Source organism: Phaeovulum sp. W22_SRMD_FR3, from assembly GCF_052113705.1.
Classification (GTDB): domain Bacteria; phylum Pseudomonadota; class Alphaproteobacteria; order Rhodobacterales; family Rhodobacteraceae; genus JBGQOG01.
Window position 1 is genome coordinate 59,353 of sequence record NZ_JBGQOG010000018.1, and the last position, 25,835, is coordinate 85,187.

Sequence of the window (25,835 nt, forward strand, 5' to 3'; positions counted from 1 at the left end):
GAATCACCGCCACCCTGCACCGGGGGACAGTTTTGCGCGGCTTGGTACAAAGGTCTGTCTGGGACAGGCTGGCACATTTTCGGCGGCAACGCCGGGTTCAGAATGCTGGCCGTCTGGGGCTGGTGGTCCTGGGTCCGCTGCTGGCTTTGGGCACCTTCATGGTGCTCGGACCCTGGGGGCAGGGCGCGCAGAGCACCGAGCTGCGGCTGATCCTCCTGGCCGATCTCGTCTACTTTCTCTTGCTGGCGACGCTGGTTCTGGCGCGGCTGATGCGGATGATCGCCGCCCGGCGCGCGCGCTCGGCGGGCAGCCATCTGCACCTGCGCCTGACCGGGATTTTCGCGGGCATCGCGCTGGTGCCCACGGTGCTGGTGGCGGTCTTTGCCGGGCTGACAGTGAACATCGGGCTGGAGGGCTGGTTCTCGGACCGGGTGCGCGAGGTGGTGGGCACTTCGCTTGCCGCCGCCGAGGCCTACCAGGATGAGCACCGCAACGACCTGACCGAGGATGTCGAGGCGCTGGCCGCCTTTCTCAACCTGCGGCGGCAGGCCAGCGTTTTCCTCACCGACGGCGATCTGCGCGAACTGCTGACGCAGGGCCAGGCGCTGGTGCAGCGCGGGCTGCGCGAGGCCTATGTGATCGACGGCACCGGCGAGATCCGGGCGCGCGGCGAGCGCAGCTATCTGTTCGACTTTGAAAAACCCTCGGCCGCGGTGTTGAAGGCCGCTGAAACAGACGGCGTGCAGCTGATCGAGGATTGGCCGGGCGGCGAATTGCGCGCGCTGGTGCCGCTGGATGAATATGTGGACCGCTACCTTTATGTCAGCCGCGAAGTCGACGGGCAGATCCTCAGCCTGCTGGACGACACGCGCGAGACGGTGGGGCTCTATCAACAGCTGGAAACGACGCGGGGCAAGGTGCTGGCGGAATTCGGCGCGGTCTATCTCGGCTTTGCGCTTCTGCTGATCATGGCGGCGATCTGGCTGGGGCTGTGGTTTGCCGAAACGCTGGCGCGGCCCATCGGGCGGCTGGCGCAGGCGGCGGTGCGGGTCGGCGATGGCGACCTCGACAGCCGGGTGACCGAAGAGCAGGGCGATGATGAGATCGCGACGCTGGGCCGCGCCTTCAACCGGATGACGCGGCAGCTGAAGGGGCAACGCCACGCGCTGATGGAGAGCCATCAGGAAACCGAGGAGCGGCGGCGGCTGTTTGATTCCGTGCTGGGCTCGGTCACCTCCGGGGTGATCGGTCTGGATGCGGCGGGCGAGATCGACTTTCTCAACCGCTCGGCTTTGCGGCTGCTGGAGCTGGATTTCATCCGCGACCATCACCGGCCGCTGACTGAGGCGGTTCCGGAATTTGCGCGTCTTTTCGAGCGGTTGCGCGACAGTTTTCATGACGTTGCGCAAGAGGAAATCCGCATTTCCCGCGGCGGTCGGCTGGAAAGCCTGCTGGTGCGGATGGCGGTGCGGCAGGATGTGCAGGGCCAGCCCGAGGGCTATGTGGTCGCCTTTGACGATGTGACCGAGCTGGTCTCGGCGCAGCGCATGGCGGCCTGGGGCGATGTGGCGCGGCGGATCGCGCATGAGATCAAGAACCCGCTGACGCCGATCCAGCTGTCGGCGGAACGGATCCGGCGCAAATTCACCCCGATGGTGGGCGCCGAGAGTGAGGCGCTGGAGCAGTACACCGGAGTAATTGTCCGGCAGGTCAATGACTTGCGGCGCATTGTGGATGAGTTTTCGCGTTTCGCCCGCATGCCGGAACCCGACCGGCGCGAGCATGATCTGACGCGGATCCTGAAAGATGCGGTGATCTTGCAGCAAGACGCGCTGCACGGGGCCCGGCTGGTGTCTGAACTGCCCGATGAGGCGATTCTGGTCGAGCTGGACGGGACCATGCTGTCGCAGGCGGTGACAAACCTCATAAAGAACGCCGGGGAAGCCATTGAAAGCCTGACGGAAAAAGGCGTACCGGAGGGATGGTCGCCGATGGTGCGGGTCTCGATGGAAGTGGCACCGGATCTGGTGGTCATTCAGATCGCCGACAATGGCATCGGCCTGCCGCCCGACCGGGCGCGGTTGTTTGAGCCCTATGTGACCACGCGGTCCAAGGGCACGGGCCTCGGCCTGCCGATTGTGAAGAAAATCATTGAAGAACATGGTGGTACATTGACGCTTTCAGATGCACCCCCGATGGGGGGCGCCGCACACAGCGGCGCGTTGGCCGAAATCCGCCTGCCGCGCGCACGTGCCGCGGCGGGACGGGTTGCAAAAGACCGGGCAGTCAAGGAAAGGGGTACGAGCGCCCCGACGGAGACGATATGAGTGATATTCTGATCGTAGACGATGAGAAGGACATCCGGGAACTGATCTCGGACATCCTGAAAGATGAGGGTTTCGCCACACGGATGGCGGCCAATTCGGATGATTGCATGGCCGAGCTCAACGCCGAGCCGCCCGCGCTGATGATCCTCGACATCTGGCTGAAGGACAGCCGGATGGACGGGATCGACATCCTGAAACAGGTGAAACGCGACAACCCGGACGTGCCGGTGATCATCATTTCCGGGCATGGGAATATCGAGATTGCCGTCGCGGCGATCCGGCAGGGCGCCTATGACTTCATCGAAAAACCCTTTAACATCGACCAGTTGATGGTGGTCATCAGCCGGGCGATGGAAACCGCCCGCCTCAGGCGCGAAAATTCGACGCTGCGGCGGCGCGAAGTGACCTCGGCGGAGATGCTGGGCCAATCGGTCGGTTTCCGCAAATTGCGCGAACAGCTGGACAAGGTGACCAAATCCAACGGCCGGGTGATGCTGACCGGCGAGCCGGGCTCGGGCAAGGAAGTGGCCGCGCGCTTCATCCATGCGGGTTCTGCACGGGCGGCGGCGCCGTTCATCACCGTGAACTCGGCCTCCATCGCACCCGAGCGGATGGAAGAGGTCCTCTTCGGTCGGGAAACGCCCGAGCGTGGCGTTGAAAAAGGCCTGTTGGAACAATCGCATGGCGGCGTCATTTACTTTGACGAAGTGGCCGACATGCCGCTGGGCACCCAGTCCAAAATCCTGCGGGTGCTGACCGAACAGCAATTCACCCGCGTCGGCGGCGTCGACAAGGTGCGGGTGGATTTGCGGGTCATTTCCTCGACCACCCGCGATCTGGCGCAGGAAATTGCCGCCGGGCGCTTCCGCCAAGAGCTGTTTGACCGGCTGAACGTGGTGCCGATTGCGGTGCCGGCGCTCAGCGAACGGCGCGAGGATATTCCGCTGCTGGCTGCGCATTTCATCGAGATTTTCAACCGCACTCAGGGCCTCGCCCTGCGCGAGATCTCCGAGGATGCCTCGGCGGTGATGCAGGCGATGGAATGGCCGGGCAACATCCGCCAGCTGCGCAATGTGATGGAGCGGGTGCTGATCCTCGGCGATGGCAATGGCCCGATCGAGCCGCGCGAACTGCCCGGGCAAGAGGCGGGCCGGGGCGATGAAGGGCGGATCGTGCTCGGCGGCGCCTTGGCGACCTTGCCGCTGCGCGAGGCCCGCGAACTCTTTGAACGCGAATATCTGCTGACGCAGATCAACCGCTTTGGCGGCAACATCAGCCGCACGGCGAATTTCGTCGGCATGGAACGCTCGGCGCTGCACCGCAAGCTGAAATCTCTGGGCGTGGTCACCTCGTCCAAGGCGGGGGGCCGGGTGGCGCATCTGGATGATCTGATGCTCGACGAGGAAGAAGAGGTCTGAGCGGCAACGCCGGACCCAAACGCCACCTGCCTGCCGCGCGGGCATATCCTGCGCCCCCCAGCGGGGCCGCAGCCGCCACGGGGATATTTCGGGCCCCGTCGGGCGGGAAGAATTGACCCCGGCCCTGCGGCATGCGACCTAGAGGCGTTGCCGAAAGGCCGGACGGAGAGACAGCATGAAAGTGATCATCTGCGGCGCGGGTCAGGTGGGGTGGCAGATCGCACGTCACCTCTCGGGCGAACGCAATGATGTGACGGTGGTGGACAGCAACCCCGAACTGGTGCGCCGCGCGACGGATACGCTTGACGTGCAGGGGGTGGCGGGCTTCGCGAGCTATCCTGACGTGCTGGAACGTGCCGGGGCCCGCGATTGTGACCTGATCATCGCCGCGACCCATTCGGATGAGGTGAACATGGTCACCTGTCAGGTGGCGCATTCGGTGTTCGGCATCACCCGCAAGATCGCCCGTCTGCGCGCGTCCAGCTATATGGATCCGGCCTATGTCGATCTGTTCCGCCGCGACCATCTGCCGATTGACGTGGTAATCAGCCCCGAGCGCGAGGTGGCCGAGGCCGCCTTGCAACGGCTGGCCGCCCCCTCGACCTTTGACACCGAAAGTTTCATGGGCGGCAAGGCCCAGCTTCTGGGCATCGCGCTCGATGCCGATTGCCCGGTGCTGAACACGCCCTTGCGGCAGCTGACGGATCTTTTCTCGACCCTGCGCGCCATCGTGGTCGGTGTGCGGCGCGAGGGGCGGCTGTTTGCGCCCGAGCCCGGCGATCAGCTCTTTGCCGAGGATCAGATCTATGTCTTCTCCCACAATGAAGACGTGAACCGCACGCTGGAGATCTTTGGCAAGGCGACGCACAAGCAGGAACGCATCGTCATCATCGGCGGCGGCAATGTCGGCCTCGCGGTGGCGCGGGCGCTTGAGGCGCGGACCGACCGGGTGCGCACCAAGGTGATCGAGAAGAACCGCGGCATGGCCGAACGCGCGGCGGATCTGCTGGAACGGACCATCGTACTCAATGGCGACGGTCTGAACGCCGATCTGCTGGATGAGGCGGATATTGCCCGCGCCGATGCGGTGCTGGTGGTGACCGACGACGACAAGACCAACATCCTCGCCTCGGTCCGCGCGAAACAGGCGGGCTGCAAGATGGCGATTGCGCTGGTCAATGACCCGACGCTGGTGCCGCTGATGTCGGCCCTCGACATTGACGCCTATATCAACCCGCGCGCGACCACCGTCTCCTCGATCCTGCGGCACATCCGGCATGGCCGGGTGCGCGCAATCTACTCCATCGGTGACGCCGAGGCCGAGGTGATCGAGGCGCAGGTGCTCTCGACCTCGCCGATCACCGGGCGGATGGTGCGCGACATCGCCTTCCCGGAAGGCGTGCTGGTCGGCGCGCTGATGAAGGGCGACAAGGTGGTGAAACCCACCGGCGACACCAAGGTGGAGGAGGGCGATGTGATCGCGCTTTTCGCGCTGTCCTCCGACATCCCGGAGGTGGAGCGGTTGCTCCAGGTTTCGATCGACTTTTTCTGATGCGGCGGATCCTCGACCTTCCCTTGATGGTGATCCTGATGGGGATCGGGGCGGTGGCGATGTTCGTCCCGGCCTTTCATGCCTTCGTGCTGCGCGACTACGCGATTTCGCGGCCGTTCTTCTATTCGGGCACGATCTTTCTGATCCTCGTGGCGCTTCTGTCGCTGGCCACGGCGGCGAACCGGCCGGGGCATCAGGCGCGCAGCCACCTGCTGGCGATGCTCGGCACCTTCACCGTGCTGCCCCTGATGCTGGCGGTGCCCTTCAACGAGGCTTTGCCAGACACCGGCCTCTTCAACGCTTGGTGGGAAATGGTCTCTTCGCTGACCACCACCGGCGCCACGCTCTATGAACCCGCACGTCTGGCGCCCAGCCTGCATCTGTGGCGCGCGCAAGTGGGCTGGATGGGCGGCTTTTTCATTCTGGTGATGGCGGTGGCGGTGATGGCGCCAATGCGGATCGGCGGCTTTGAGGTGCTGGCCGGCGTCGGCACCAGCGCCGATGATGCGGCGGGCCGTCCGGGGCCGATCATGCGCAATGTCGATCCGGGCACCCGCATCGTGCGTTATGCCGCGACACTGTTCCCGATCTACACCGCACTGACCTTTGCGCTCTGGGTGGCGCTGCTGCTGGCAGGTGACCCCGCGCTGGTGGCGCTCTGCCACGCGATGTCGACGCTCTCCACCTCGGGCATCTCGCCGATCGGCGGCACCGCCTATGCGCCCTCGGGCTTCATCGGGGAAATCTCGGTGTTGCTGTTCATGATCCCGGCGCTGTCGCGCAGGCTCTGGCCCGGCGGCGGCGAGCTGCGCGCGACCGATGCGCTGCGCGATGATCCCGAGCTGCGGCTGGCGGCGGCTCTGGTGGTGATCGTGCCCGCCTTGCTGTTCCTGCGCCACTGGATCGGCGCGCTGGACGTGGCCGAGGGGCAGGATCTGGGGATGGCGGCGCAGGCGCTCTGGGGCGGGGTGTTCACGGTGCTGTCCTTCCTGACCACCACCGGCTTTGAATCACATGGCTGGGCCGAGGCGCGCGGCTGGTCGGGCCTTGGCACGCCGGGGATGATCCTCGCCGGGCTCGCCATCACCGGCGGCGGCGTTGCCACCACGGCGGGCGGGGTGAAACTCCTGCGGGTCTATGCGCTTTTGCGGCATGGCGAGCGTGAGCTGGAACGTCTGGTGCATCCCTCCTCGGTGGGTGGCGGCGGCGTGGTGGCACGGCGCTTGCGGCGCGACGGGGCCTATATGTCCTGGATCTTCTTCATGCTCTTCGCGATGGCGATTGCCGTGGTGATGATGGCGCTGGGGATGGCCGGGATCGCCTTTGAACCGGCCATGGTGCTCGGGATTTCCGCTTTGTCCAACACCGGCCCGCTGGCCACGTTGGCGGTGCAGGAGCCCCTGTCCTGGTCCATCCTCGGGGCGGATGCCAAGGCGGTTCTGGCCGCCGCCATGGTGCTTGGACGGCTGGAAACGCTGGCGATTATCGCGCTCCTGAACCCGGAATTCTGGCGCAGCTAGGACACGGGGCGGCGCTTGTGCGCTAAGCATCGGTTTTTTGGGCTGGAATCTCCCCCGATCTTCGGCATAGTTGCAAAGTGTCGGGGAGGTTTTGCACCACCGCGAACGGACAAAAAAAGAACAAAGGCAATAAAAACAATGGCTGCCGATAAACAAAACTTGCAGGATGCGTTCCTGAATCATGTGCGCAAGACCAAGGTTCCGGTGACGATCTTCCTGATCAACGGCGTGAAACTGCAAGGCGTGATCACCTGGTTTGACAATTTCTGCGTGCTCTTGCGCCGTGATGGTCAATCGCAACTCGTCTACAAACACGCGATCTCCACCATCATGCCGGGTCAACCGATCAGCCTGTACGAGGGCGAAGACTGAGCGATCCCCAGCTGGTAAAGGACAGGCCTACCCGGGCCTGGGTCCTGCATCCCGATATGAAGGATGCCCGTCATGCGCGGCGAATGCCCGAGCATGGCCTCGCGGAAGCTGTGTCGCTGGCAGCGGCGCTTCCCAGTCTTGAAATCATGGGCGCGGAAATTGTCCGCCTGCCGAAAGCGCATCCGGGCCATCTGTTCGGCACCGGCAAGATGGCTGAGCTGAAGGAACGCCTGAGCGCGGCCGAGGTGGATCTCGTGCTGGTCGACGGGCCGGTGTCGCCGGTGCAGCAGCGCAATCTGGAAAAGGAATGGGGGGTCAAGCTCCTCGACCGGACCGGGCTGATCCTTGAGATCTTCGCCGACCGCGCCCGCACGCGCGAGGGCGTGCTGCAGGTGGAACTGGCGGCGCTGAGCTATCAGCGCACGCGCCTCGTGCGCGCCTGGACCCACCTTGAGCGGCAACGCGGCGGTCTCGGCTTTGTCGGTGGCCCCGGCGAGACGCAGATCGAGGCTGACCGTCGTGCCATCGACGAGCAGGTGATCCGCATCCGCCGTCAGCTGTCTAAAGTGGTGAAAACCCGCGAGCTGCACCGCGCCGCGCGCCGCAAGGTGCCGTTCCCGCTGGTGGCGCTGGTCGGCTATACCAACGCCGGAAAATCCACGCTGTTCAACACGTTGACGGGTGCAGATGTGATGGCGAAAGACATGCTCTTTGCCACGCTCGACCCGACGATGCGCGGTGTGGTGCTGCCCTCGGGGCGCAAGGTGATCCTCTCGGACACGGTGGGGTTCATCTCGGATCTGCCGACCGAACTGGTCGCCGCCTTCCGCGCCACGCTGGAAGAGGTGCTGGAAGCCGATCTGATCCTGCATGTGCGCGACATCAGCCACCCAGAGACCGAGGAACAGGCAGGCGATGTCGGCGACATTCTGGAATCGCTCGGGGTCGCCGAGGATGTCGAGCTGATGGAGGTCTGGAACAAGATCGACTGCCTCAGCCCGGAAACCCGCGCGGCGCTCCTCGTGCAGGATGCGCGGCGAAGCGATGTCAAAGCCGTCTCGGCGGTCACCGGCGAAGGGCTGGAGGCGCTGATCGAGGCGATCGAACAGCGTCTGTCAGAGGCGAAACTCTATGCGCTTTTGAACGTGACCTTTGCCGAAGGCCGCCGCCGCGCCTGGCTGCATGCGGAAAACGTGGTGCGCTCTGAGACGGAAACCGAGACCGGCTGGCAGATAGAGGTCCTGTGGACCGAGGCGCAGGCGGGCCGCTACGGCGAACCCGTCCCGCGCCCCGAAGATTAAGATCCACGCCTAACGCTTTGCTTCGTTTAAAATATCCCCGCCGGAGGCTTCCCCAGAAGCCCCCGGCGGTCTCTTATGGCGCAGGCACCACGGGTTCCAGCCGCGTGATCCCCGCCGCCGCCGCCCGCGCGAGTTCCGGGTCCAGCGACATTGGAATATATTCCCCCCGCCGCCAAAGATCGGCCAGATCGTCATAATGGCGGCTGAACGGATGCCCCGATTGCCCGGTGTCGATGATGAAGACCGAGCTGTCGGGATCGGCGAAATCATAAACCCCGCGATAGCCCGCGCCCTGCACATTGGCGAAGGGGTTCGCCCCGGTGCCCGCCGTCTTGCCGCGGTTGAGGGTGAAATCCCCGCCCGAGGTGGATTGCCGGATGTTCACCAGCCATTTCAGCACCGGCACCTTGCCCAGCACCGGATGGTCATGCGTGGCCACATGCGCATCGCCCCAGCGCCAGCTTGCGACATCGGGGCCGAATTTCTGCTGCAGCGACAGCAATGCCTCGTCCAGCGATTGCCGCGCAATGTCGGTGCAGGTCTCGACCGGCGCCGATTGCAGCACGTCGCACCATTTCGCGGCGCCATCGGTGTTGCGGTAGACACGCTCGATGAACAACGGATCGAGCTGGGTGAATTCGCTGGCCAACGGCCCCAGCTCATCGCGGATCAGCCGCGATTGCAGCGCGCGCATCCAGGCGGCGTAGATCAGCGGTTCGGGCAGATGCTCGTTCATCTCGCCGTCCCAATTGGCCAGCAATTCCAGCGCCCGCTGGCGCTGATGCTCGGGGGTGCCCTCGGGCGCAGGCTCGCCGGTGAACCACAGATCGGCGCCCACCAACGGCAAGAGGCCGCGCGCGGTGGGGCTGACGGTGTCGAGCTGCGCCGCGATGAAGCTTTCGCGCGTGTGCACCTCGCGCTCGCCCATCAGGCGCTGCCAGCGTTGCACGCGCTGGCTGTCGCCCCAATCATAAGAGACATGGTTCGGGAAGGGCCGGTCGACGGTCTTGTTGTTGGTGTTGCCGACAATGCCGCCCTCGGGGTTCAGAAAGCGCGGATTGCTCTCATAGGGCATCATGCCCTGCCAACGGTTGGCGGCCACCCAACCGGGGCTGGGCATGCGGCCCTGGGTCTGGCTGGCGGGGTCACGCTGCGGCACGGCGCCCACGGTGACCATGCCGACACCCCTGGCATCGGCCAGCGTCAGGTTCATCGCCGGTGCCAGAAAATCACGGCCCGCCTCGACGCCGTCTTCGACACTGCCCGCCTGCATCAGCGCGATGGCGGCGGACATCGAGCGGTCCTGGGCGCTGAGCGCGGTCCAGCTGACCGAGACGACATGGCCCGGCGGGGTGATGCTTGCCAGATTGAAATGCCCCCCCGGCAACACCGGACCGTTCACCGTCCAGCGCAGGGTCAGGGTGACCGGCTCTGCATCCTTCACATTGATGATCGCACGGCGGGTTTCAAAGGCTTTCCAGCCCTCGGGCGTGCGGTAGCGGTTGGAATCGGCCGGGTTCAGCTCTTCGACAAAGAGATCCTCATCATCGACATAGGCCGAGGTGATCCCCCAGCCCAGCCGCCCGTTGCGCCCGGTCAGAATGGCGGGGACACCGGGGATGGTGGCGCCGATCACACCGCCCGATTGCAGCTGCAGCCGCGCGAGATACCAGGGCGAGGGCGCGGTGAACCCCATATGCGGATCATTGGCCAGAAGCGAGCCGCCCGCCGCCGAACGCTCGGGTGCCGCCGCCCAGGCATTGGAGGCCGAGGCCATGCCGCGCGCGCCAAACGGGTTCAGCGGGTCATCGCCGGCGGGGGCAGAGGCGACATTGCGCGGGGTGTCGGGGAACAGCCCCGCATATTTCGGCAAAGCCGCCACACCCGTCCCCGGCACTTCCGGCAAGAGGTCACGCACCCAGTCGGGGTTGAGCAGCGAGACACGGGCGCGCAGCACTTCGGCGGGGATCTCATGGCTTTGCTCGACCGCCATCAGCTTCAGGATGGCGATGGAATCGGCGGGCTGCCAATAGGCTATCTCATTGGAAAACAGAAAGAATTCCGGCGCGCCGCGGCCACGCGCCCCGGCATTGACCTGCGCAATCCAGGCATTCACCCCACGCGAATAGGCCGCAAGCGCCGCCTTCGTCCGATCATCCTGTTCGGCCACCGCATCCAGCGACAGCCGGTAGAGATCGAGCCTGCGCATCAGCTCATCCACCGGCAGGGTGCGGGTGCCGAATAGCTCGGACAGGCGGCCCTGCACCGTGCGGCGCATCATCATCATCTGCCAGAGCCGGTCCTGCGCATGTGCCAAGCCGAGGGCGAAATACACGTCATCATCCGTCGCGCCAAAGATATGCGGCACATCCTCGGTGGTGCGCACGATCTCGACCGGGGCGCTGATCCCCTCGACGGTGAAACTGTCGTTGTAATCAGGCAGCGAGCGTTCGGCGAACCAATAGACGGTCACCACGCTCAGCACGCCCACAATCAGGAAGGCGGTGGTCAGGCGGACAAGCCAGCGAAAAGCGGTCAGCATCGGGTCCGGATCCTTATCATCTGGCCTTATCGTGCCCGCTTCCTATGCGAGGGGACGGCAATATTCAACGTGGCTTTCAACGCGTTCGGGGGCGGACAGCGAAAGCCCGCGTCACGCTTCGGTGAAGGTAAAATCGCGGCCGATTTCGCCGGAGACCTGCCCCCAGATACTGGCCTTGGTGCGCTGCTGATGCGCGGCGAAATCCTCGGCGGTGGCAAAGCTCTCGTCCAGCTCCCAAACCAGAGGATTTTCCGTGGGTTGCACGTTGAAGGTGAGGCAACCCGGCTCAGCACGGCTGGCCTCGATATGCGCGGGCAAATGTGCCAGAACAATCTGGCGTTGGGCGTCATTGGCGCAGATCAGCCTGCCGGTAACATGGATCATGGGACCTCCTTGGGGTGGGCGCGCCTCAGGCTAGCACGCGCCCACCCCTGAGGCTACTGTCCGAGAAAGGCGCGGATCACCAGCCCGATCAGCAGAACGCTGCCGACGCCCGCGCCCCAAAGGCCGATGAACCACAAAAGGCGTTTCCAGAAGGACGGGGTCTCCATCAGTGATACCCCTCATCCGGATCAATCTTGCCGCGGAACACCCAATAGGCATAGCCGGTATAGGCGAGGATCACCGGCACCAGAACAACCGCCCCGACCAGCAGGAATTTCAACGAAGAATCCGGGGCGGCGGCCTCGTGGATCGTCAGCGCGCCGGGCAGGATATAGGGGTAAAAGCTGATGCCCAGCCCGCAAAAGCCAAGGACAAAGATTCCCAGCGCCGCGAGGAAAGGCCGCAGGTGCCGCCCGGTTTGCAGCCCGTGCCAGAGCACCGCCGCGCTGCCGACCAGGAACAAGGGCACCAGCGCCGAGAAAAACGCGGTGGGAAAGGCGAACCAGCGCTCGAAATACACCTGCCGGATGAAGGGCGTGGCGAGCGAGACCGCACCGATGAGCAAAAGGAGCATGACCGTGGTGCGAAGGGCGATTTTATGCGCCTTTTCCTGCACTTCACCGTTGAGTTTAAGGTTCATCCAGCAGGCGCCCAGCAGGGCATAGCCCACCAGAACCGCCACCGCCGTCAGCACGGTGAAGGGCGTCAGCCAATCCCAGGGGCCGCCCGCAAAAGCACGGTTCTCCACCTTGATGCCCTGCACCATGGCGCCGACCACAAGCCCCTGCATCAGCGCCGCCAGCGTCGAGCCGGCCCAAAAGCCGATGTCCCAAAGCCGCGAGTCGGGCCCCGCGCGCCAGCGAAACTCAAACGCCACCCCGCGAAACACCAGCCCGAGCAGCATCAGGATGATCGGCATGTAGAGGGCGGGCAGCAGCGTCGCATAGGCGACGGGAAACACCGCCATCAGCCCGCCGCCGCCCAGCACCAGCCAGGTTTCATTGCCGTCCCAGACCGGCGCGATGGAATTGGTCATCAGATCGCGGTCGTGCCGTTTGGGGAAGAAGGGAAACAGGATGCCGATGCCCAGATCGAACCCGTCAAGCACGACATAGGCGAGCACGGCAAAGGCCAGAATCCCGGCCCAGATGGTGGGCAGATCGACGGTCATGACGGCTCTCCTTCGCCAGAGGTGACCGGGGCGGTCGGGCCCGCCGTCCGGGTGGGCGCGCGGTCCAGCTCATGATCCTCAACCCGCACCGGCGGGCGGTGCATGAGGCGCAGGAGGTACAGGGTCCCGGTGCCGAACACGATGAAATAGACGATGATGAAGGCCAGAAGCGAGGCGCCGACGGCAGGGGCCGAGACCGGCGAGATCGAGTCGGAGGTTCGCAAAAGTCCATAAACCGTAAAGGGTTGCCGCCCGACCTCGGTCGTGTACCACCCCGCGAGCACGGCGACAAAACCCGAAGGGCCCATGACCAGCGCCGCGCGGTGCAGCCAGCGGCTTTCATAGATCCGGCCTTTCCAGCGCGCCCAGAGCGCCCAGAGGCCGAGGCCCAGCATGGCAAAGCCGATGCCCACCATGATGCGGAAGGTGAAGAAGGGGATCAGCGCCTTCGGGCGGTCCTCTTTCGGGAAATCCTTGAGGCCGCGAATCTCGCCATCAAGGCTGTGGGTCAGGATCAGCGAGCCGAGTTTGGGGATTTCCACCGCATAGCGGGTGACCTCGGCCTCATCATCGGGGATGCCGAACAGGATCAGTGGCGCGCCGTTTTCATGCGTCTCGTAATGCCCCTCCATCGCGGCAATCTTGGCGGGCTGATGTTCGAGCGTGTTCAGCCCATGCGCATCGCCCACCAGAATCTGCAGCGGGGTGACAATGACGGCCATCCACATCGCCATCGAGAACATGATCCGCACCTGACGGTTCTCCGGCCCGCGCCCGCGCAAGAGATGCCAGGCGCCGACACCGCCGACCGCAAAGGCCGTCGTCAGATAGGCGGCAAGGATCGTATGCGTCATCCGATAGGGAAAAGAGGGGTTGAAGACAATCTGCCACCAATCCTCGGGCGCGAAATTCCCCGCCGCATCAATGCTGTAGCCCGCGGGCGTCTGCATCCAGCTGTTGGCGGCGGTGATCCAGGTCGCCGAGATCAGCGTGCCAATGGCCACCATCGCCACCGCCACCATATGCATCCGGTCGCCCACACGTTGCCGCCCGAAAAGTGCGATGCCGAGGAAGCCCGCCTCCAGGAAAAAGGCGGTCAGCACCTCATAGCCCATCAGCGGGCCAATGACGGCCCCGGCTTTATCGGAAAACACCGCCCAATTGGTGCCGAACTGATAGGACATCACAATGCCCGAGACGACGCCCATGCCAAAGGTGACGGCGAAGATCGTCTTCCAATATTCAAAGAGTTTCAGATAGGCCGGGTCGCGCTTCCACAGCCAGAGCGCGTTCAGCACGGCGATAAAACTGGCGGTGCCGATCGACAGTGCCGGAAACAGAAAGTGGAACGAGACGGTAAAGGCAAACTGGATTCGCGCGAGGGTTTCTGCGCTTTGTCCGAAGTCCATGACAGGTCCTTTCAACTCGGGCACCGCGGGAGGGGCGGCCCCGCTGCAAAGCGGGATGTCCGATGTAACTTTGCCGCTATCTAACCCGTCCGCACAAGCACGGCGACGTGACCATGCGCCACGCGGCAACACGCCCCGGCGCCAAAGTGACGCAGATCAGAGCGTTAAGGTAGGGCATCCAGGAACTGTGGCAACAAATGAAAAGACGCCGCAAAAGCGGCGCCGTTTTTCCCGTCAGAAACATGCGTCAGAGGCTTTGCCTCAGCCGCCCCAGGTGCGGACCGGACCGCAATCCATATGGACGAAATTCGAGCGCATGTATTTGCCAACACCACCGGCCGAGCAGCTGGTTGCTGCCTGGTACATCTGGCTGACCGAGCGCGATTTCAACCGCAGATCGGTGGCCTGACCGCGCATGTGCAGCGAGTTCTTGGCAACACCGGAAGAGCGCGAGCGGAGCATGGCGTTGGTTTGCGGCGACCGGTAGCCCGAGAGCATCATATAGGGCTCGCTCACATCCAGCAGGCGGTGCGAGGCGGCAGCGATGTCGATGGTGCGGGGGTCGATCTTGATCACGGAATTCGTGCGCCAGTCGCGCATGAAATGGTTGATTTCGGCCAATGCGTCCGGGATGTACTCGCCCTCGATCCAGTAGACGGTATCGATGCTTTCGCCGGTGCGGCCGGAGTACATGTTGATGCGGCGAACGTCACCGGCACCCTTCAAAAAGCTGAATGCGTTGCTTGCCTGGGGGGCGGCGGTCACCATTGTTGCCGCGAAAACACCAAGAAGCCCGCGTCTTGAAACGTTCATGCTTATATTCCGTTGCCTGTTTCTGCCAAGTTGCCGCCTGTGTCGACGGCTTAACCATGTCCCACCGTTTAACTTGGCGTTTTATGGCACGAATCGATTCATTGCGAAACCGTTGAGTTCCCTCACCGGAGAACACAACGGCTCAATCGGCAGAATTTTGCTGAAATCCAGGGCATGTTGCCCTCTGGCATCGGTGCCGGGCACATCTGTCACACTGCTCTCCCGGCCAATGGACAGCCGGTTTCCGATGATGCAACAGTGGCTTGCGAACAACCAAAAACGGCGAGGATCGAGATGGCATCGGCAGGAAAAGCACGGCTTCCCTTGGGATGGATGATGGCGGCCTGGGCTGTCACGGTGCCGTTTGCCGGCTCGGTTTCTGTTCTGGCGCTGATGGCGCAGCCCTCGGTGGCGCAAACCGGCAGCCTGCAGGGCGAAATGTCCGGCTATTCCCGCGCTGTGGCCGAGGCCGCCGCGGCCGATCCGGCGCTCGCCAGTTTTTACGCCGCCCGTCACTACGAACCGATCTGGACCAGCGGCGCCGATGCGGCCCGGCGCGAGGCGTTCTTTACCGCTTTGGCCGGGGCGGGGGCGCATGGCCTGCCTTTGGGCCGGTATGATGCCGAAGGGCTGAAGGCGGGTTTCCGGGCGCTGCAATCCGAACGTCAGCGCGGCCAGCTGGAAGTGGCGATGTCGGCCGCCTTTCTGTCCTATGCCCGCGACATTCAAAGCGGCGTGCTGACCCCGTCAAAGATTGATGCGCAGATCGTACGTGACATCCAGCGCCCCGATGCGCTGGCGCAGATCACCGCCTTTGCCGCTGCGTCACCCGCGGCCTATCTGCGCAGCCTGCCGCCCTCGGCGCCGCAATATGCGCAGCTGATGAAGGCCAAGGCCGATCTGGAGGCGCTGAGCCTGTCGGGCGGCTGGGGCGCGAAAGTGCCCGGCGGCAAGCTGAGCCCCGGCGATCAGGGCAAAGCGGTGATCGCGCTGCGCGACCGTTTGCAGGCAATGGGTTACCTCGGGCGCAGCGCTGCCGCCAGCTTTGACGCCGAGATGCAGAAGGCCGTGCAGGCGTTTCAGGCCGACAATGGTCTGACCGCCGATGGCGTGGCGGGCGAAGCGACATTGACCGAGCTGAACCGCGAACCGCAGGACCGGTTGAAATCGGTGATCGTGGCGATGGAGCGGCTGCGCTGGATGCACGGGGTTGAGATGGGCCAGCGCTATGTCTGGGTCAACCTGCCGGATTTCACGGCAAAGGTCTATGACGACGGCAAGCTGACCTTTGAAACTGTGGCGGTGGTCGGCATGAACCAATCCGACCGCAAGACGCCGGAATTCTCGGATCAGATGGAATATATGGTGGTGAACCCGACGTGGAACGTCCCGCGCTCGATCACCGTCAAGGAATACCTGCCGATGATGCAGGCCAATCCCAATGCGGCCGGGCATCTGACGATCGTGGACGGGCAGGGGCGTGCGGTGCCGCGCTCGGCGATCAATTTTGCGCAATATACCGCGCGGACCTTTCCCTTCGGGATGAAACAGCCGCCCTCGGATGGCAATGCTCTGGGCCTTGTGAAGTTCATGTTCCCGAATAAATGGAACATCTATCTGCACGACACGCCGTCGAAATCCCTGTTCAGCCGCGAAGTGCGCGCCTATTCGCACGGCTGCGTGCGCCTGCAGCAACCCTTTGATTTTGCGTACACTCTGCTCGAAAAGCAAACGGCGGATCCGGAGGGGCTGTTTGGCCAGCATCTGCGCAGCAAGTCGGAAACCACCATTTCGCTGGCCCAGCCGGTGCCGGTGCATCTGGTCTATTTCACCGCCTGGCCCACGGCACGCGGCGCAATGGAATACCGCCGCGACATCTATGGCCGTGACGGCAAGCTTTTCGACGCCTTGGCGAAAGCCGGGGTGGCATTGGGCGCGGTGCAGGGCTAAATCGGAGCCAAGGGGCGCTGTGGCGGCATCATCCGCCGGCGCCCGCAACTTCCGGAGGCCTCATGGGACTGACCATCGCCGATATCGCCGCCGCCCTCGGCGCACCTGCCGTGGGCAATATTGACCTGACCGTAACCAGCGCAGCCGAGCCCGCGCAGGCAGAGCCCGGGCAGATCGCGCTGGCGATGAGCCCGAAATATGCCGAAGGGCTGCCGCAGGGGCAGGCCCGCGCCGCCCTTCTGTGGGAAGGGGCCGACTGGCAAGCGCTGGGGCTGGAGGCGGCGATTTTCGTCGCACGGCCACGGATGGCGATGGCAGGGCTGAGCGCCGTCTTCGATCCCGGCCCCGAGATTGCCCCCGGCATTCATCCGATGGCGCTGATTGATCCGAGCGCCGAGATCGGCGCGGGCGCAGCGATTGGCCCGTTTGTGGTGATCGGCCGCGGGGTGAAGATCGGCGCGCGGGCGCGGATTGCCAGCCATGTCTCCATCGCCGAAGGCGCGCGGATCGGCGATGACGCGCTGATCCTGCAAGGTGCGCGCATCTGCGCCAGGGTGGAGATTGGCCATCGTTTCATCTGCCACCCGAATGCGGTGATCGGCGGTGACGGGTTCTCCTTTGTGACGCCCGAGAAGTCGGGGGTTGAAGAAATCCGTGAAACCGTCGGAAAACGCGACGAAATCCGGCAACAGAACTGGGTGCGCATCCACAGTCTTGGTACGGTATCCCTTGGCGATGATGTCGAGGTCGGCTGCAATTCCACCATCGACCGCGGCACGGTTCGGGCCACCTCGGTCGGCGCGGGCACCAAGATCGATAATCTGGTGACGGTGGGCCATAATGTGCAGGTGGGGCGCGATTGTCTGCTCTGCGGTCAGGTCGGCATCGCAGGCTCGACCCGGATCGGCGACCGGGTGGTGCTGGGCGGCAAGGTCGGGGTGTCCGACAATATCTTTGTCGGCGACGATGTGATCGCGGGCGGCGGCACGCAAATCTTTACCAATGCGCCGGCGGGGCGCGTTCTGCTCGGCTCGCCCGCGGTGAAGATGGAAACCCATGTCGAGGCGCAAAAGAACATCCGCCGGTTGGGGCGTCTTTACACACAGGTCGCAGAACTTCGGGAAACTGTTACAAAACTGAGCGAAAAGGGCTGAACGGAGGCCATCATGACGCAAACAGTAAAAGACCGGGTTATTGCCATCATCGCCGAACAGGCGGTGCTTGATCCCGAACAGGTATCGCCGGAGATGACGCTCGCGGATCTCGGCATCGACTCGCTCGGCCTTGTCGAGTCGATCTTTGCCATCGAAGAAGCCTTTGATGTCACCGTGCCCTTCAATGCCAATGAACCGGGTGAGAGCACCTTTGACATCTCCTCGGTGGCGGCGATCATCGCGGCGGTCGAGGGGCTGGTGGCGGAAAAGGTCTGACAGATGCACAGGGTGGTGATTACCGGCGCGGGCACCGTGAACGCGCTGGGGCTGAACGTGCGCGACACGCTGACCGCCATGGCCGAGGGGCGCTGCGGCATCACGGATCTGGATTTTCAGGATGTGGAGCGGCTGTCGATCCGCATTGGCGGTCAGGTGCATGGCTGGAAACCGGAAGCGAACTTCAACCGGCAACAGATTGTTCTGTATGACAAATACACCCAGTTCACCCTGATTGCCGCCAAGGAAGCCGTGGCGCAATCGGGGCTGAATTTCGCAGGCTCGCTGGGGTTGGCGTCGGGCGTTGTGCTCGGCACGGCGGGTGGCGGCGTGAACACCTGGGACGAGAATTACCGCGCCGTCTATGAAGAGGGCAAGAACCGCGTGCATCCGTTCGTGGTGCCGAAACTGATGAACAATGCCGCCGCCAGCCATGTCAGCATGGAATTTGGCCTGCGCGGCCCGGCGTTTTCGGTGGCGACAGCCTGCGCCAGCTCGAACCACGCGATGGGGCTGGCGTTCCAGATGGTCCGCTCGGGCATGTGCAAGGTGATGGTCACCGGTGGCTCTGAATCCATGCTCTGCTTTGGCGGCGTCAAGGCCTGGGAAGGCCTGCGGGTGATGAGCCGTGACGCCTGCCGCCCCTTCAGCGCCAACCGCAACGGCATGGTGCAGGGCGAGGGCGCGGGGATTTTCGTCTTTGAGGAATATGAACATGCCCGCGCGCGCGGGGCGGAAATTCTGGCGGAAGTTTCAGGCTTTGCGATGACCTCGGATGCGTCCGACATCGTGATGCCCTCGGCGCAGGGGGCAGAGCGGGCGATCACCGGCGCGCTGAAAGATGCGCGGTTGAACCCGGAAGATGTGGGCTACATCAACGCGCATGGCACCGGCACGGCGGCGAATGACAAGACGGAATGCGCGGCGGTGGCGCATGCCTTTGGCCCGCAGGCGGATCAGCTGATGATCTCCTCGACCAAGTCGATGCATGGCCATCTGATCGGCGGCACGGGGGCGGTGGAGCTTTTGGCCTGCATCATGGCACTGCGCGACGGGGTGATCGCACCGACGATCGGCTATGAAGAGGCGGACCCGGAATGCGCGCTTGATGTGGTGCCGAATGTGGCACGGCAGGCGAAGGTGACGGCGGTGCTGTCAAACGCCTTTGCCTTTGGCGGGCTGAACGCGGTCATCGCTTTGCGCAAGGTCTGAAGAAGCGCCCGCAAGCCTTTGAAAAGAAAACGCCGCCCCGAGGGGCGGCGTTTGGCGTTTCTGCAACGGCCTGCGCTTATTTCTGCGCGGCGGCATTGGCGGTGCTGACCGCCTCATAGCCCGCGGTGAAGCCTTTCAGCGACATCGCCAGTTCCACTTTCTTGTCCGGCGCGGCGGCGGGCACGATGGAGATCGTGGCCTTGTTCCCCTTGCGGAAGCCCTCGATCTCGGCGGCGGTAAAGCCGACGCGGCTGATGCAGCCGACGCGGGCGCAGACGGTGAACGGATAGACCTTGGCGGTCGCCGTATCGACCTGAATGGCCACCTGCTCGGTCAGCAGGGTTTCGAGCGGGGTGATGATCGTGGCACCTGCGGCGGCAGGCTGACCCGCGGGCAGCGGGAAGATCGAGATTTCGGCCACGTGATTGCCGTCACCGTCTTTGAGCAATTGGTAGAGTTGGCACGGATCTTTGCCATCCTCGGTGCGCACGCAGCGCTGTTCCCAGTCACCCTGAGTCGCGGCAACATATTCCGAGCCGACGGCATCGGGGCCGGGGGTTGCTTCGGCGCCCATCGACAGGGCGTCAACCCCGGCGGCGGGGGCTGCGGGGGCGTCAGTGGTGGCGGCGGGTGCGGTCGCATCGGCGGCCGGGGCCGGCGTTGCGGGGGTGCTGTCCTGCGCCAGCGCCGGCAGCGACATCCCCATCAGGGCCACGATTGCCAGCGATTTGGTCAGAAGTGTCATATTGTCCATCCATCCTGAACGGGTTTCCGGCCCCGGACCTAACATGGGCAGGGCCCGAAGTCAGGGGCGAAATCATCCCGACAGCCACACAAGGCGCGGTTTTCTGCCACCTTTTCGTGAAGATCAATGTCTGGGAATTCTGAAATCCGGGGAAGGTGACCGCCAGGCCGGGGTCTTGACCGCAAGCGGCAGGCACAATCGGAAAAGGGCCCCCGAAAGGACCCTTTTCTCTTTATTGGCTCCCCGTCGGACTGGCCGACTTAGTTCTTCTGGGGACGCTAAACCGAGGTCACGTCTCCGTCAACAGGCAAAAAACAGGAATGTGACGGGCATGTTACCAAAAAAAACGGCCGCATCGTTTGATGCGGCCAGTCTGACAGGGAGGAAGTTGTTCCGGGCCGAGGACATGGCGCGGAACAAGATCAATACTGGCATGAACTGGTTAATTTTGTATTCTCTGGCCAGGATGGACCGGAGGAATGCGATCGTGCTGACGGAAAACGGGATTTTTGTGGGCGGCGGCGGCGAGGCCTATGCGGCGGCACAAGAAATGCTGCTGAAATACGGAAACCGGCACGGCTTGATCGCGGGGGCGACGGGCACCGGCAAGACGGTCACCCTGCAGATCCTGGCGGAGGGGTTTTCCGAGGCGGGCGTGCCGGTGTTTCTGGCGGATGTGAAGGGCGATCTGGCGGGGCTGGCGCTGCCCGGCTCGGCCAATGGCAAGCTGCATGAGGCCTTTCTGAAGCGTGCAGAAACCATTGGTTACCCTCTGACCTACAAGGATTTCCCGGTCACCTTCTGGGATATTTTCGGCCAGCAGGGGCACCCGGTCCGCACGACGATTTCCGAAATGGGGCCTTTGCTGCTGGCGCGGCTGATGGACTTGAGCGAGGCGCAGGAAGGCGTGCTGAACATCGCCTTTCATCTGGCGGATGAAGAGGGATTGCCGCTGCTGGATCTCAAGGATCTGCGGGCGATGCTGGTGTTCATCGGCCAGAATGCCGCCGACATCGGGCTGCGCTATGGCAATGTGGCCCCGGCGACCGTGGGGGCGATTCAGCGGCAGCTTCTGGTGCTCGAGACCCAGGGGGGCGCCGGTTTCTTCGGCGAACCCGCGCTTGAACTTGCCGATATGATGACGCTGGCGCCGGATGGCCGCGGGCAGATCAACATTCTGGCCGCCGATAAATTGATGGCGTCTCCAAGGCTTTACGCGACATTCCTCTTGTGGCTTCTCTCGGAACTTTTTGAGGAGTTGCCCGAGGTCGGCGATCCGGACAAGCCGAAATTCGTGTTCTTCTTCGACGAGGCGCATCTGCTGTTTGACGATGCGCCAAAGGCTTTGGTGGACAAGGTCGAGCAGGTGGCGCGGTTGATCCGCTCGAAAGGCGTCGGCGTCTATTTCATCACCCAGAACCCCGCCGATGTGCCCGAGGATATTCTGGGCCAGCTCGGCAACCGGGTGCAGCATGCCTTGCGCGCCTTTACCGCCAAGGACCAAAAGGACCTGCGCCGCGCGGCGGAGAATTACCGGGCAAACCCCCGTTTTGATACGGAAATCGCCATAAAGGAAGTGGGGACGGGCGAGGCGGTCACCTCCTTCCTGCAGGCCAAGGGCGTGCCGGCAATGGTGGAGCGCACCCTCGTGCGCCCGCCCGCGTCCCGGCTTGGGCCGATCAGCCCGGGCGAGCGTGCGGTGCTGATGGGGGCCTCTCCCTTCACGGCGAAATACACGACGCCGATTGACCGCGACTCGGCCTTTGAGCGGCTGGCGGCACGTGCGGCAGCGGCGGCAGCAGAGAGCGCCAAAGCGGATGCCGAAGCGGCTGAAGCGAAAACCCAGGCCCAGGCCGATAAAGAAGCGGCGCGCGAGTATAAATCCGCGCGCCGCTATGAGGGCGGCACCGTCAGCACGCGACGGAGCAGCAGCACCAGCGGCAGTTCGGGCCGCGCCTCCCGCTCGGACAGTCTGGTGGAGGCATTTGGCAAAAGCTTTGTGCGCCAACTCGGCACCCGCTCGGGTCAGGCGCTGGTGCGGGGCGTCCTCGGGTCGCTGTTCAAGGCACGCTGAAGGGCGGGCCCTATAAAATTTGGGCCCGCTGAATATTGGGCCCGCTGACCGCGGGCGCGCCGTAGCCGGGACGGGCGGAACATCAGGATCGGGGCGCAAGGCTGCGCCCCGTCAGGATTTTCTTCAGATGGTGCGGCCCCAGGGGGCCTGAGGCAAAATGCGCGCTTCGGCCATCATGGCGATCAGCAGGTCGATATGGCGGGCCACGCTGTAGGTGGCACCACCGGCGCGGCGATCGGCTTCAAGCAATGCCTCTTCGGCAATCAGATGGGTGAGCGCGGTCTCGGGGCCGGGGATCTGACTGGCCCGCATCAGGCGGCGCAGATCGCGGGTGCGGTTGTATTCGCACTGGCCCAGACGGGCGGCGCGCACCAGCAAACGCGGGCGGCGCAGGGACGACAGCAAGCGGTGGAAATCGGTCATAGCCTATCCTTTCTTGGACATCGGCCTCCAGCTTGATGCAACCCTGGCGTGTGTTGCGCGCGGATCATTCGCTGCGCGCGCGAAGAGATGTCTTGGTCAAAGTTTTTGGGGCAATGATCGAGACCGTTGTGTTTCAACAAGAAACTGCAACCATACAATCTGCGGTTGAAGAACTGCGTAGGGGGGAAATGCGACGAAACGCATTTCGTATTCCGGGGGAACAGGGATGCCAGCACCGGCCGAAGGGCCAGGACGGATTCCGGCGTGGGTGCCGGAGCCGGCCCGGCTGTATTTGCAACACACCGAGAATGGCGTGTCGATACGGCAGCTGGCACGCGCGGAGGGCGTCCACGCCTCGACGGTGCTGCGTCGGGTGCGACGGGTCGAACAGCGCCGCGATGACCCTCTGGTGGACGAAGCGCTTTCTCGTCTGGCTCAGGCGCATGGCGGCGACCGCCTTCAGGGTAGGGACATCCAGAAAGGGATCATCATGACTGCACCCATTCGCAAGGCCGGTCAGGCACGGATCAATGAAGAGCAGCTGATCGGCGAGGCGCGCCGGATCTTGCGGCGGCTGGCCGAGGCGGGGGCGCTCCTGGCCGTCGCGCCGGATATGGACAAGGCGGTGGTGCTGAAGGGCACCCTGCGCACGGCGGTGCTTGAGCGGGACGTGGCGCAGGCCTTCGCGCTCAAGGATTGGATCGCCGTGGCGCAGGCGGGCCGGGTGACCACCTATGAGATCACCACCGCGGGCCGCGCGATGCTGCGGCGCCTGCTGGAAAGCGACGCGAATTCCCGGCCATCCCCGGGCGCCGGGGCTGCAGCACCGGAAGGGTTCAGCGACGCGCAGGCGGCATTTTCGGGGCAACACCGGGCCTGGTCCGAGGGGCGCGGCGCGCGCGGCCGCATCAACCTGGCCGAGAGCCCGCTGGGCATTCTGGCGCGGCGTCGCGACAAGGAGGGCACGCCGTTTCTGGCCCCCGAACTCGTCAGCGCGGGCGAGCGCCTGCGCGAGGATTTCGAGCTGGCGCAGATGGGCCCCCGCGTGGCGCAGAACTGGGAGCGGTTCCTGACCGGCGGTGACCGCGGCAGCTACCGGGTGGAGGGGGCGCTCGGCGGCGGCTCGGACCGCGCGCGCGACCGGGTGGCGCTGGCCCTGCGCGATCTGGGGCCGGGGCTTGGCGATATGGCGCTGCGCTGCTGCTGTTTTCTCGAGGGGCTGGAGACGGCAGAGCAACGGCTGGGCTGGTCGGCGCGCTCGGGCAAGATCGTGCTGCGCATCGCGCTGATCCGGCTCAAGCGGCATTACGACGAGACCTATGGCGGCAAGATGCCGATGATCGGCTGACGGTCTCCTGTTCAGAAAGTGACTTTCCACCGGCGGTCAACGGGTTAGTGTTGGCGGACCGCCGGAGGGGCCCTGCGCTGACCGGACCGCATGTTGCAGGGGATATTCAGGTGAAGACAAAACGCATCAATCTGGCTTTGCAGGGCGGCGGCGCGCATGGCGCCTTTACCTGGGGGGTCCTTGACCGACTGTTGCAAGAGGACTGGCTGGAGATTTCCGGGGTCAGCGGCACATCGGCGGGGGCGCTGAACGCGGCGGTGCTGAAGGAGGGGCTGAGCCGGGGCAAGCGCTCGGAGGCGCGGGCCATGCTGGACGCCCTCTGGGGGCGGGTGGCGGGGGTGCAGGATTACCGCCTCTCGCGCTGGATGGAGGCGATGTTTCCGGTGCCGCGCCCGATGCAGCGGCTGGCACAGGCCTTTTCGCCCGCCGCCTGGATGGATGCGCTGACACGGGTGTTCAGCCCCTATGACAGCGGCCCGTTCTACATCAACCCGCTGGCCTCGATCGTGGAGGAGTTCGACTTTGCGCGCATCACCTGCGCGGAGGGGCCGCAGCTCTATGTCTCGGCCACCAATGTGCGGACCGGCAAGATCCGGGTGTTCAGCGGCAAGGAAATCTCGCCAGAGGTGCTGATGGCCTCTGCCTGTTTGCCCACGGTGTTCCGCGCGGTGGAATTGATCGATCCCGCGACGGGGCAGCTCGAGGCCTATTGGGATGGCGGCTTTTCCGGCAATCCGGCGCTGTTTCCCTTGTTTGGCATGGACTTGCCGCCCGATATTCTGCTGGTGAACATCAACCCGCTGCGCCGCGAAGAGGTGCCGCAGACCCCCTCGCAGATCGAGGACCGGGTGAATGAGATCAGCTTTAACGCCTCGATCCTGCGGGAACTGCGGGCAATCAATTTCGTGAAACGGCTGATTGCGGAGGGCAAGGTCGAGAAGGGCGGAATGAAGGATGTGCTGGTGCATCTGCTGGCGGATGACGATCTGATGATCCGTCTCGGGGTGGCCAGCAAGATGATGGCCGACCGCGAGCTGATGGGGCAGATGAAACTGGCCGGACAGGCGGCGGCGGATGTGTTCCTGAGCAAACATGCCGCCGACATCAACGAACGCTCAACCGTCGATCTGACGGCGATGTTCTCCTGACCCCAAGCCCCGGTTACGGCTGTGCCGCGGCCCCCGGAAGTTCTTTGGCATTGGGATAAACCAGACCGGCCGAGATGATCAGCTTGGCCGCATCCTCAACCTTCATATCGAGGAAGATCACGTCGCGGCGCGGCAGATAGAGCAAAAAGCCCGAGGTCGGGTTGGGCGTGGTCGGCAGAAACACCGAGATGATCTCATCCGAGTCGGGCACTTTCGCGGCGATCTCGCCCTTGGCCACGGTGGAGACAAAGCCCAGAGCCCAGATCCCCTTGCGCGGATATTCCACCATGCAGGCTTTATCAAAGCTGCTGTCGGATTGCGCGAAAACGGTTTCTGCGATTTGTTTCAGGCCGTTATAGACCGAACGTACCACCGGCATCCGGTCCACCAGATGCTCGCCCCAGCGCAGGAGCGAGCGGCCGAGCAGCCCCTTGGCCATCCAGCCGATGAAGACGGTGAAGATCAGGAAGATGACCACGCCATAGCCGCGCACATTCAGCCCGACATATTGCTCGGGCTGCCAGCGGGCGGGAACGAAGGGCAGGACCCAGCCGTCGATCCAGCCGGTGACGGTCCAGATCAGCCAGAGGGTCATGCCGATCGGCATCACTACCACCAGGCCGGTCAGAAAGGCGCTGCGCAGGCGGGCAACAAAGCCCCGGCGTCGGGCATGCGGCTCGGGTATGTCGTTCATTC

Annotated in this window: 22 protein-coding genes; 13 read left to right on the forward strand and 9 right to left on the reverse strand. The window is 64.2% G+C overall.

The features are described from left to right. Positions 1–32: 32 nt before the first annotated feature. The 6 genes from ACEN2S_RS18495 to hflX all read left to right on the forward strand — a co-directional run bounded on the left by ACEN2S_RS18495 (position 33) and on the right by hflX (position 8,490). Positions 33–2,327, forward strand: a complete 2,295-nt coding sequence (locus ACEN2S_RS18495; RefSeq protein WP_441868882.1) for an ATP-binding protein — start codon at positions 33–35, stop codon at positions 2,325–2,327. Then, a complete protein-coding gene (gene ntrX, locus ACEN2S_RS18500) occupies positions 2,324–3,745 on the forward strand; it encodes a nitrogen assimilation response regulator NtrX (RefSeq protein ID WP_441868885.1) in 1,422 nt (473 codons plus the stop codon). The genes ACEN2S_RS18495 and ntrX overlap by 4 nt, the downstream gene beginning before the upstream one ends. A 175-nt stretch (positions 3,746–3,920) precedes the next feature. Beyond that, entirely contained in the window at positions 3,921–5,297 is a 1,377-nt protein-coding gene (trkA, locus tag ACEN2S_RS18505) for a Trk system potassium transporter TrkA (protein WP_441868888.1), read from the forward strand. After that, positions 5,297–6,817: a TrkH family potassium uptake protein gene (locus ACEN2S_RS18510; RefSeq protein WP_441868891.1), complete on the forward strand. Its 1,521-nt coding sequence runs from the start codon at positions 5,297–5,299 to the stop codon at positions 6,815–6,817. The genes trkA and ACEN2S_RS18510 overlap by 1 nt, the downstream gene beginning before the upstream one ends. Before the next feature lie 138 nt (positions 6,818–6,955). Beyond that, positions 6,956–7,189, forward strand: coding sequence for an RNA chaperone Hfq (hfq, locus tag ACEN2S_RS18515; protein WP_107323454.1), 234 nt, complete (start codon positions 6,956–6,958; stop codon positions 7,187–7,189). A gap of 56 nt (positions 7,190–7,245) precedes the next feature. Continuing rightward, positions 7,246–8,490 carry a GTPase HflX gene (gene hflX / locus ACEN2S_RS18520; RefSeq protein WP_441868895.1) on the forward strand — a complete coding sequence of 415 codons (1,245 nt, stop codon included), beginning with the start codon at positions 7,246–7,248 and terminating at the stop codon, positions 8,488–8,490. 73 nt (positions 8,491–8,563) lie between these two features. Here the strand turns inward: hflX and ACEN2S_RS18525 are convergent, their stop codons facing one another. The 6 genes from ACEN2S_RS18525 to ACEN2S_RS18550 form a co-directional block, all read right to left on the reverse strand. Further along, on the reverse strand, positions 8,564–11,032 hold the full coding sequence (locus tag ACEN2S_RS18525) for a penicillin acylase family protein (RefSeq protein ID WP_441868898.1): 2,469 nt from the start codon (positions 11,030–11,032) through the stop codon (positions 8,564–8,566). A gap of 111 nt (positions 11,033–11,143) precedes the next feature. Then, on the reverse strand, positions 11,144–11,416 hold the full coding sequence (locus ACEN2S_RS18530; protein ID WP_441868901.1) for a putative quinol monooxygenase: 273 nt from the start codon (positions 11,414–11,416) through the stop codon (positions 11,144–11,146). Between the two features lie 53 nt (positions 11,417–11,469). Beyond that, on the reverse strand, positions 11,470–11,583 hold the full coding sequence (locus ACEN2S_RS18535) for a DUF2474 domain-containing protein (RefSeq protein ID WP_441868904.1): 114 nt from the start codon (positions 11,581–11,583) through the stop codon (positions 11,470–11,472). Continuing rightward, a complete protein-coding gene (cydB, locus tag ACEN2S_RS18540; protein WP_441868907.1) occupies positions 11,583–12,587 on the reverse strand; it encodes a cytochrome d ubiquinol oxidase subunit II in 1,005 nt (334 codons plus the stop codon). Before cydB ends, ACEN2S_RS18535 begins: the two co-directional genes overlap by 1 nt. Beyond that, entirely contained in the window at positions 12,584–13,996 is a 1,413-nt protein-coding gene (locus ACEN2S_RS18545; protein WP_441868910.1) for a cytochrome ubiquinol oxidase subunit I, read from the reverse strand. The genes cydB and ACEN2S_RS18545 overlap by 4 nt, the downstream gene beginning before the upstream one ends. A gap of 261 nt (positions 13,997–14,257) precedes the next feature. Continuing rightward, positions 14,258–14,809, reverse strand: a complete 552-nt coding sequence (locus tag ACEN2S_RS18550) for a YcbK family protein (protein WP_441868913.1) — start codon at positions 14,807–14,809, stop codon at positions 14,258–14,260. 336 nt (positions 14,810–15,145) lie between these two features. On the opposite strand from ACEN2S_RS18550, the gene ACEN2S_RS18555 reads away from it, so the two are divergent. The 4 genes from ACEN2S_RS18555 to ACEN2S_RS18570 all read left to right on the forward strand — a co-directional run bounded on the left by ACEN2S_RS18555 (position 15,146) and on the right by ACEN2S_RS18570 (position 19,401). Next, positions 15,146–16,759: a L,D-transpeptidase family protein gene (locus ACEN2S_RS18555; RefSeq protein WP_441868916.1), complete on the forward strand. Its 1,614-nt coding sequence runs from the start codon at positions 15,146–15,148 to the stop codon at positions 16,757–16,759. 62 nt (positions 16,760–16,821) lie between these two features. Continuing rightward, positions 16,822–17,913, forward strand: coding sequence for a UDP-3-O-(3-hydroxymyristoyl)glucosamine N-acyltransferase (locus tag ACEN2S_RS18560; RefSeq protein ID WP_441868919.1), 1,092 nt, complete (start codon positions 16,822–16,824; stop codon positions 17,911–17,913). Positions 17,914–17,925: 12 nt separating this feature from the next. Next, on the forward strand, positions 17,926–18,189 hold the full coding sequence (locus ACEN2S_RS18565; protein ID WP_441868922.1) for an acyl carrier protein: 264 nt from the start codon (positions 17,926–17,928) through the stop codon (positions 18,187–18,189). Between the two features lie 3 nt (positions 18,190–18,192). Continuing rightward, positions 18,193–19,401 (forward strand): beta-ketoacyl-[acyl-carrier-protein] synthase family protein, encoded by a 1,209-nt coding sequence (locus ACEN2S_RS18570; RefSeq protein WP_441868924.1) that lies wholly within the window; start codon positions 18,193–18,195, stop codon positions 19,399–19,401. Positions 19,402–19,477: 76 nt separating this feature from the next. On the opposite strand, the gene ACEN2S_RS18575 is transcribed toward ACEN2S_RS18570, so the two are convergent. Then, entirely contained in the window at positions 19,478–20,146 is a 669-nt protein-coding gene (locus ACEN2S_RS18575) for an invasion associated locus B family protein (RefSeq protein ID WP_441868927.1), read from the reverse strand. A gap of 466 nt (positions 20,147–20,612) precedes the next feature. On the opposite strand from ACEN2S_RS18575, the gene ACEN2S_RS18580 reads away from it, so the two are divergent. Continuing rightward, positions 20,613–22,220: a helicase HerA-like domain-containing protein gene (locus ACEN2S_RS18580; protein ID WP_441868984.1), complete on the forward strand. Its 1,608-nt coding sequence runs from the start codon at positions 20,613–20,615 to the stop codon at positions 22,218–22,220. Between the two features lie 123 nt (positions 22,221–22,343). Here the strand turns inward: ACEN2S_RS18580 and ACEN2S_RS18585 are convergent, their stop codons facing one another. Continuing rightward, positions 22,344–22,643, reverse strand: a complete 300-nt coding sequence (locus ACEN2S_RS18585) for a DUF6477 family protein (RefSeq protein WP_441868930.1) — start codon at positions 22,641–22,643, stop codon at positions 22,344–22,346. Between the two features lie 226 nt (positions 22,644–22,869). On the opposite strand from ACEN2S_RS18585, the gene ACEN2S_RS18590 reads away from it, so the two are divergent. Continuing rightward, a complete protein-coding gene (locus ACEN2S_RS18590; protein ID WP_441868933.1) occupies positions 22,870–23,991 on the forward strand; it encodes a DUF6456 domain-containing protein in 1,122 nt (373 codons plus the stop codon). Positions 23,992–24,101: 110 nt separating this feature from the next. Next, positions 24,102–25,139: a patatin-like phospholipase family protein gene (locus tag ACEN2S_RS18595; RefSeq protein ID WP_441868936.1), complete on the forward strand. Its 1,038-nt coding sequence runs from the start codon at positions 24,102–24,104 to the stop codon at positions 25,137–25,139. 13 nt (positions 25,140–25,152) lie between these two features. Here ACEN2S_RS18595 and ACEN2S_RS18600 read toward each other — a convergent pair whose 3' ends face one another. Continuing rightward, positions 25,153–25,833: a DUF502 domain-containing protein gene (locus ACEN2S_RS18600; RefSeq protein ID WP_441868939.1), complete on the reverse strand. Its 681-nt coding sequence runs from the start codon at positions 25,831–25,833 to the stop codon at positions 25,153–25,155. Positions 25,834–25,835 lie beyond the last annotated feature (2 nt).

Coding starts and splice junctions, on each gene's coding strand:
- ntrX (WP_441868885.1), top strand. CDS start 2,324: ATGAGTGATATTCTGATCGTAGACGATGAGAAGGACATCCGGGAACTG.
- trkA (WP_441868888.1), top strand. CDS start 3,921: ATGAAAGTGATCATCTGCGGCGCGGGTCAGGTGGGGTGGCAGATCGCA.
- ACEN2S_RS18510 (WP_441868891.1), top strand. CDS start 5,297: ATGCGGCGGATCCTCGACCTTCCCTTGATGGTGATCCTGATGGGGATC.
- hfq (WP_107323454.1), top strand. CDS start 6,956: ATGGCTGCCGATAAACAAAACTTGCAGGATGCGTTCCTGAATCATGTG.
- hflX (WP_441868895.1), top strand. CDS start 7,246: ATGAAGGATGCCCGTCATGCGCGGCGAATGCCCGAGCATGGCCTCGCG.
- ACEN2S_RS18525 (WP_441868898.1), bottom strand. CDS start 11,032: ATGCTGACCGCTTTTCGCTGGCTTGTCCGCCTGACCACCGCCTTCCTG.
- ACEN2S_RS18530 (WP_441868901.1), bottom strand. CDS start 11,416: ATGATCCATGTTACCGGCAGGCTGATCTGCGCCAATGACGCCCAACGC.
- ACEN2S_RS18535 (WP_441868904.1), bottom strand. CDS start 11,583: ATGGAGACCCCGTCCTTCTGGAAACGCCTTTTGTGGTTCATCGGCCTT.
- cydB (WP_441868907.1), bottom strand. CDS start 12,587: ATGACCGTCGATCTGCCCACCATCTGGGCCGGGATTCTGGCCTTTGCC.
- ACEN2S_RS18545 (WP_441868910.1), bottom strand. CDS start 13,996: ATGGACTTCGGACAAAGCGCAGAAACCCTCGCGCGAATCCAGTTTGCC.
- ACEN2S_RS18550 (WP_441868913.1), bottom strand. CDS start 14,809: ATGAACGTTTCAAGACGCGGGCTTCTTGGTGTTTTCGCGGCAACAATG.
- ACEN2S_RS18555 (WP_441868916.1), top strand. CDS start 15,146: ATGGCGGCCTGGGCTGTCACGGTGCCGTTTGCCGGCTCGGTTTCTGTT.
- ACEN2S_RS18560 (WP_441868919.1), top strand. CDS start 16,822: ATGGGACTGACCATCGCCGATATCGCCGCCGCCCTCGGCGCACCTGCC.
- ACEN2S_RS18565 (WP_441868922.1), top strand. CDS start 17,926: ATGACGCAAACAGTAAAAGACCGGGTTATTGCCATCATCGCCGAACAG.
- ACEN2S_RS18570 (WP_441868924.1), top strand. CDS start 18,193: ATGCACAGGGTGGTGATTACCGGCGCGGGCACCGTGAACGCGCTGGGG.
- ACEN2S_RS18575 (WP_441868927.1), bottom strand. CDS start 20,146: ATGACACTTCTGACCAAATCGCTGGCAATCGTGGCCCTGATGGGGATG.
- ACEN2S_RS18580 (WP_441868984.1), top strand. CDS start 20,613: ATGGACCGGAGGAATGCGATCGTGCTGACGGAAAACGGGATTTTTGTG.
- ACEN2S_RS18585 (WP_441868930.1), bottom strand. CDS start 22,643: ATGACCGATTTCCACCGCTTGCTGTCGTCCCTGCGCCGCCCGCGTTTG.
- ACEN2S_RS18590 (WP_441868933.1), top strand. CDS start 22,870: ATGCCAGCACCGGCCGAAGGGCCAGGACGGATTCCGGCGTGGGTGCCG.
- ACEN2S_RS18600 (WP_441868939.1), bottom strand. CDS start 25,833: ATGAACGACATACCCGAGCCGCATGCCCGACGCCGGGGCTTTGTTGCC.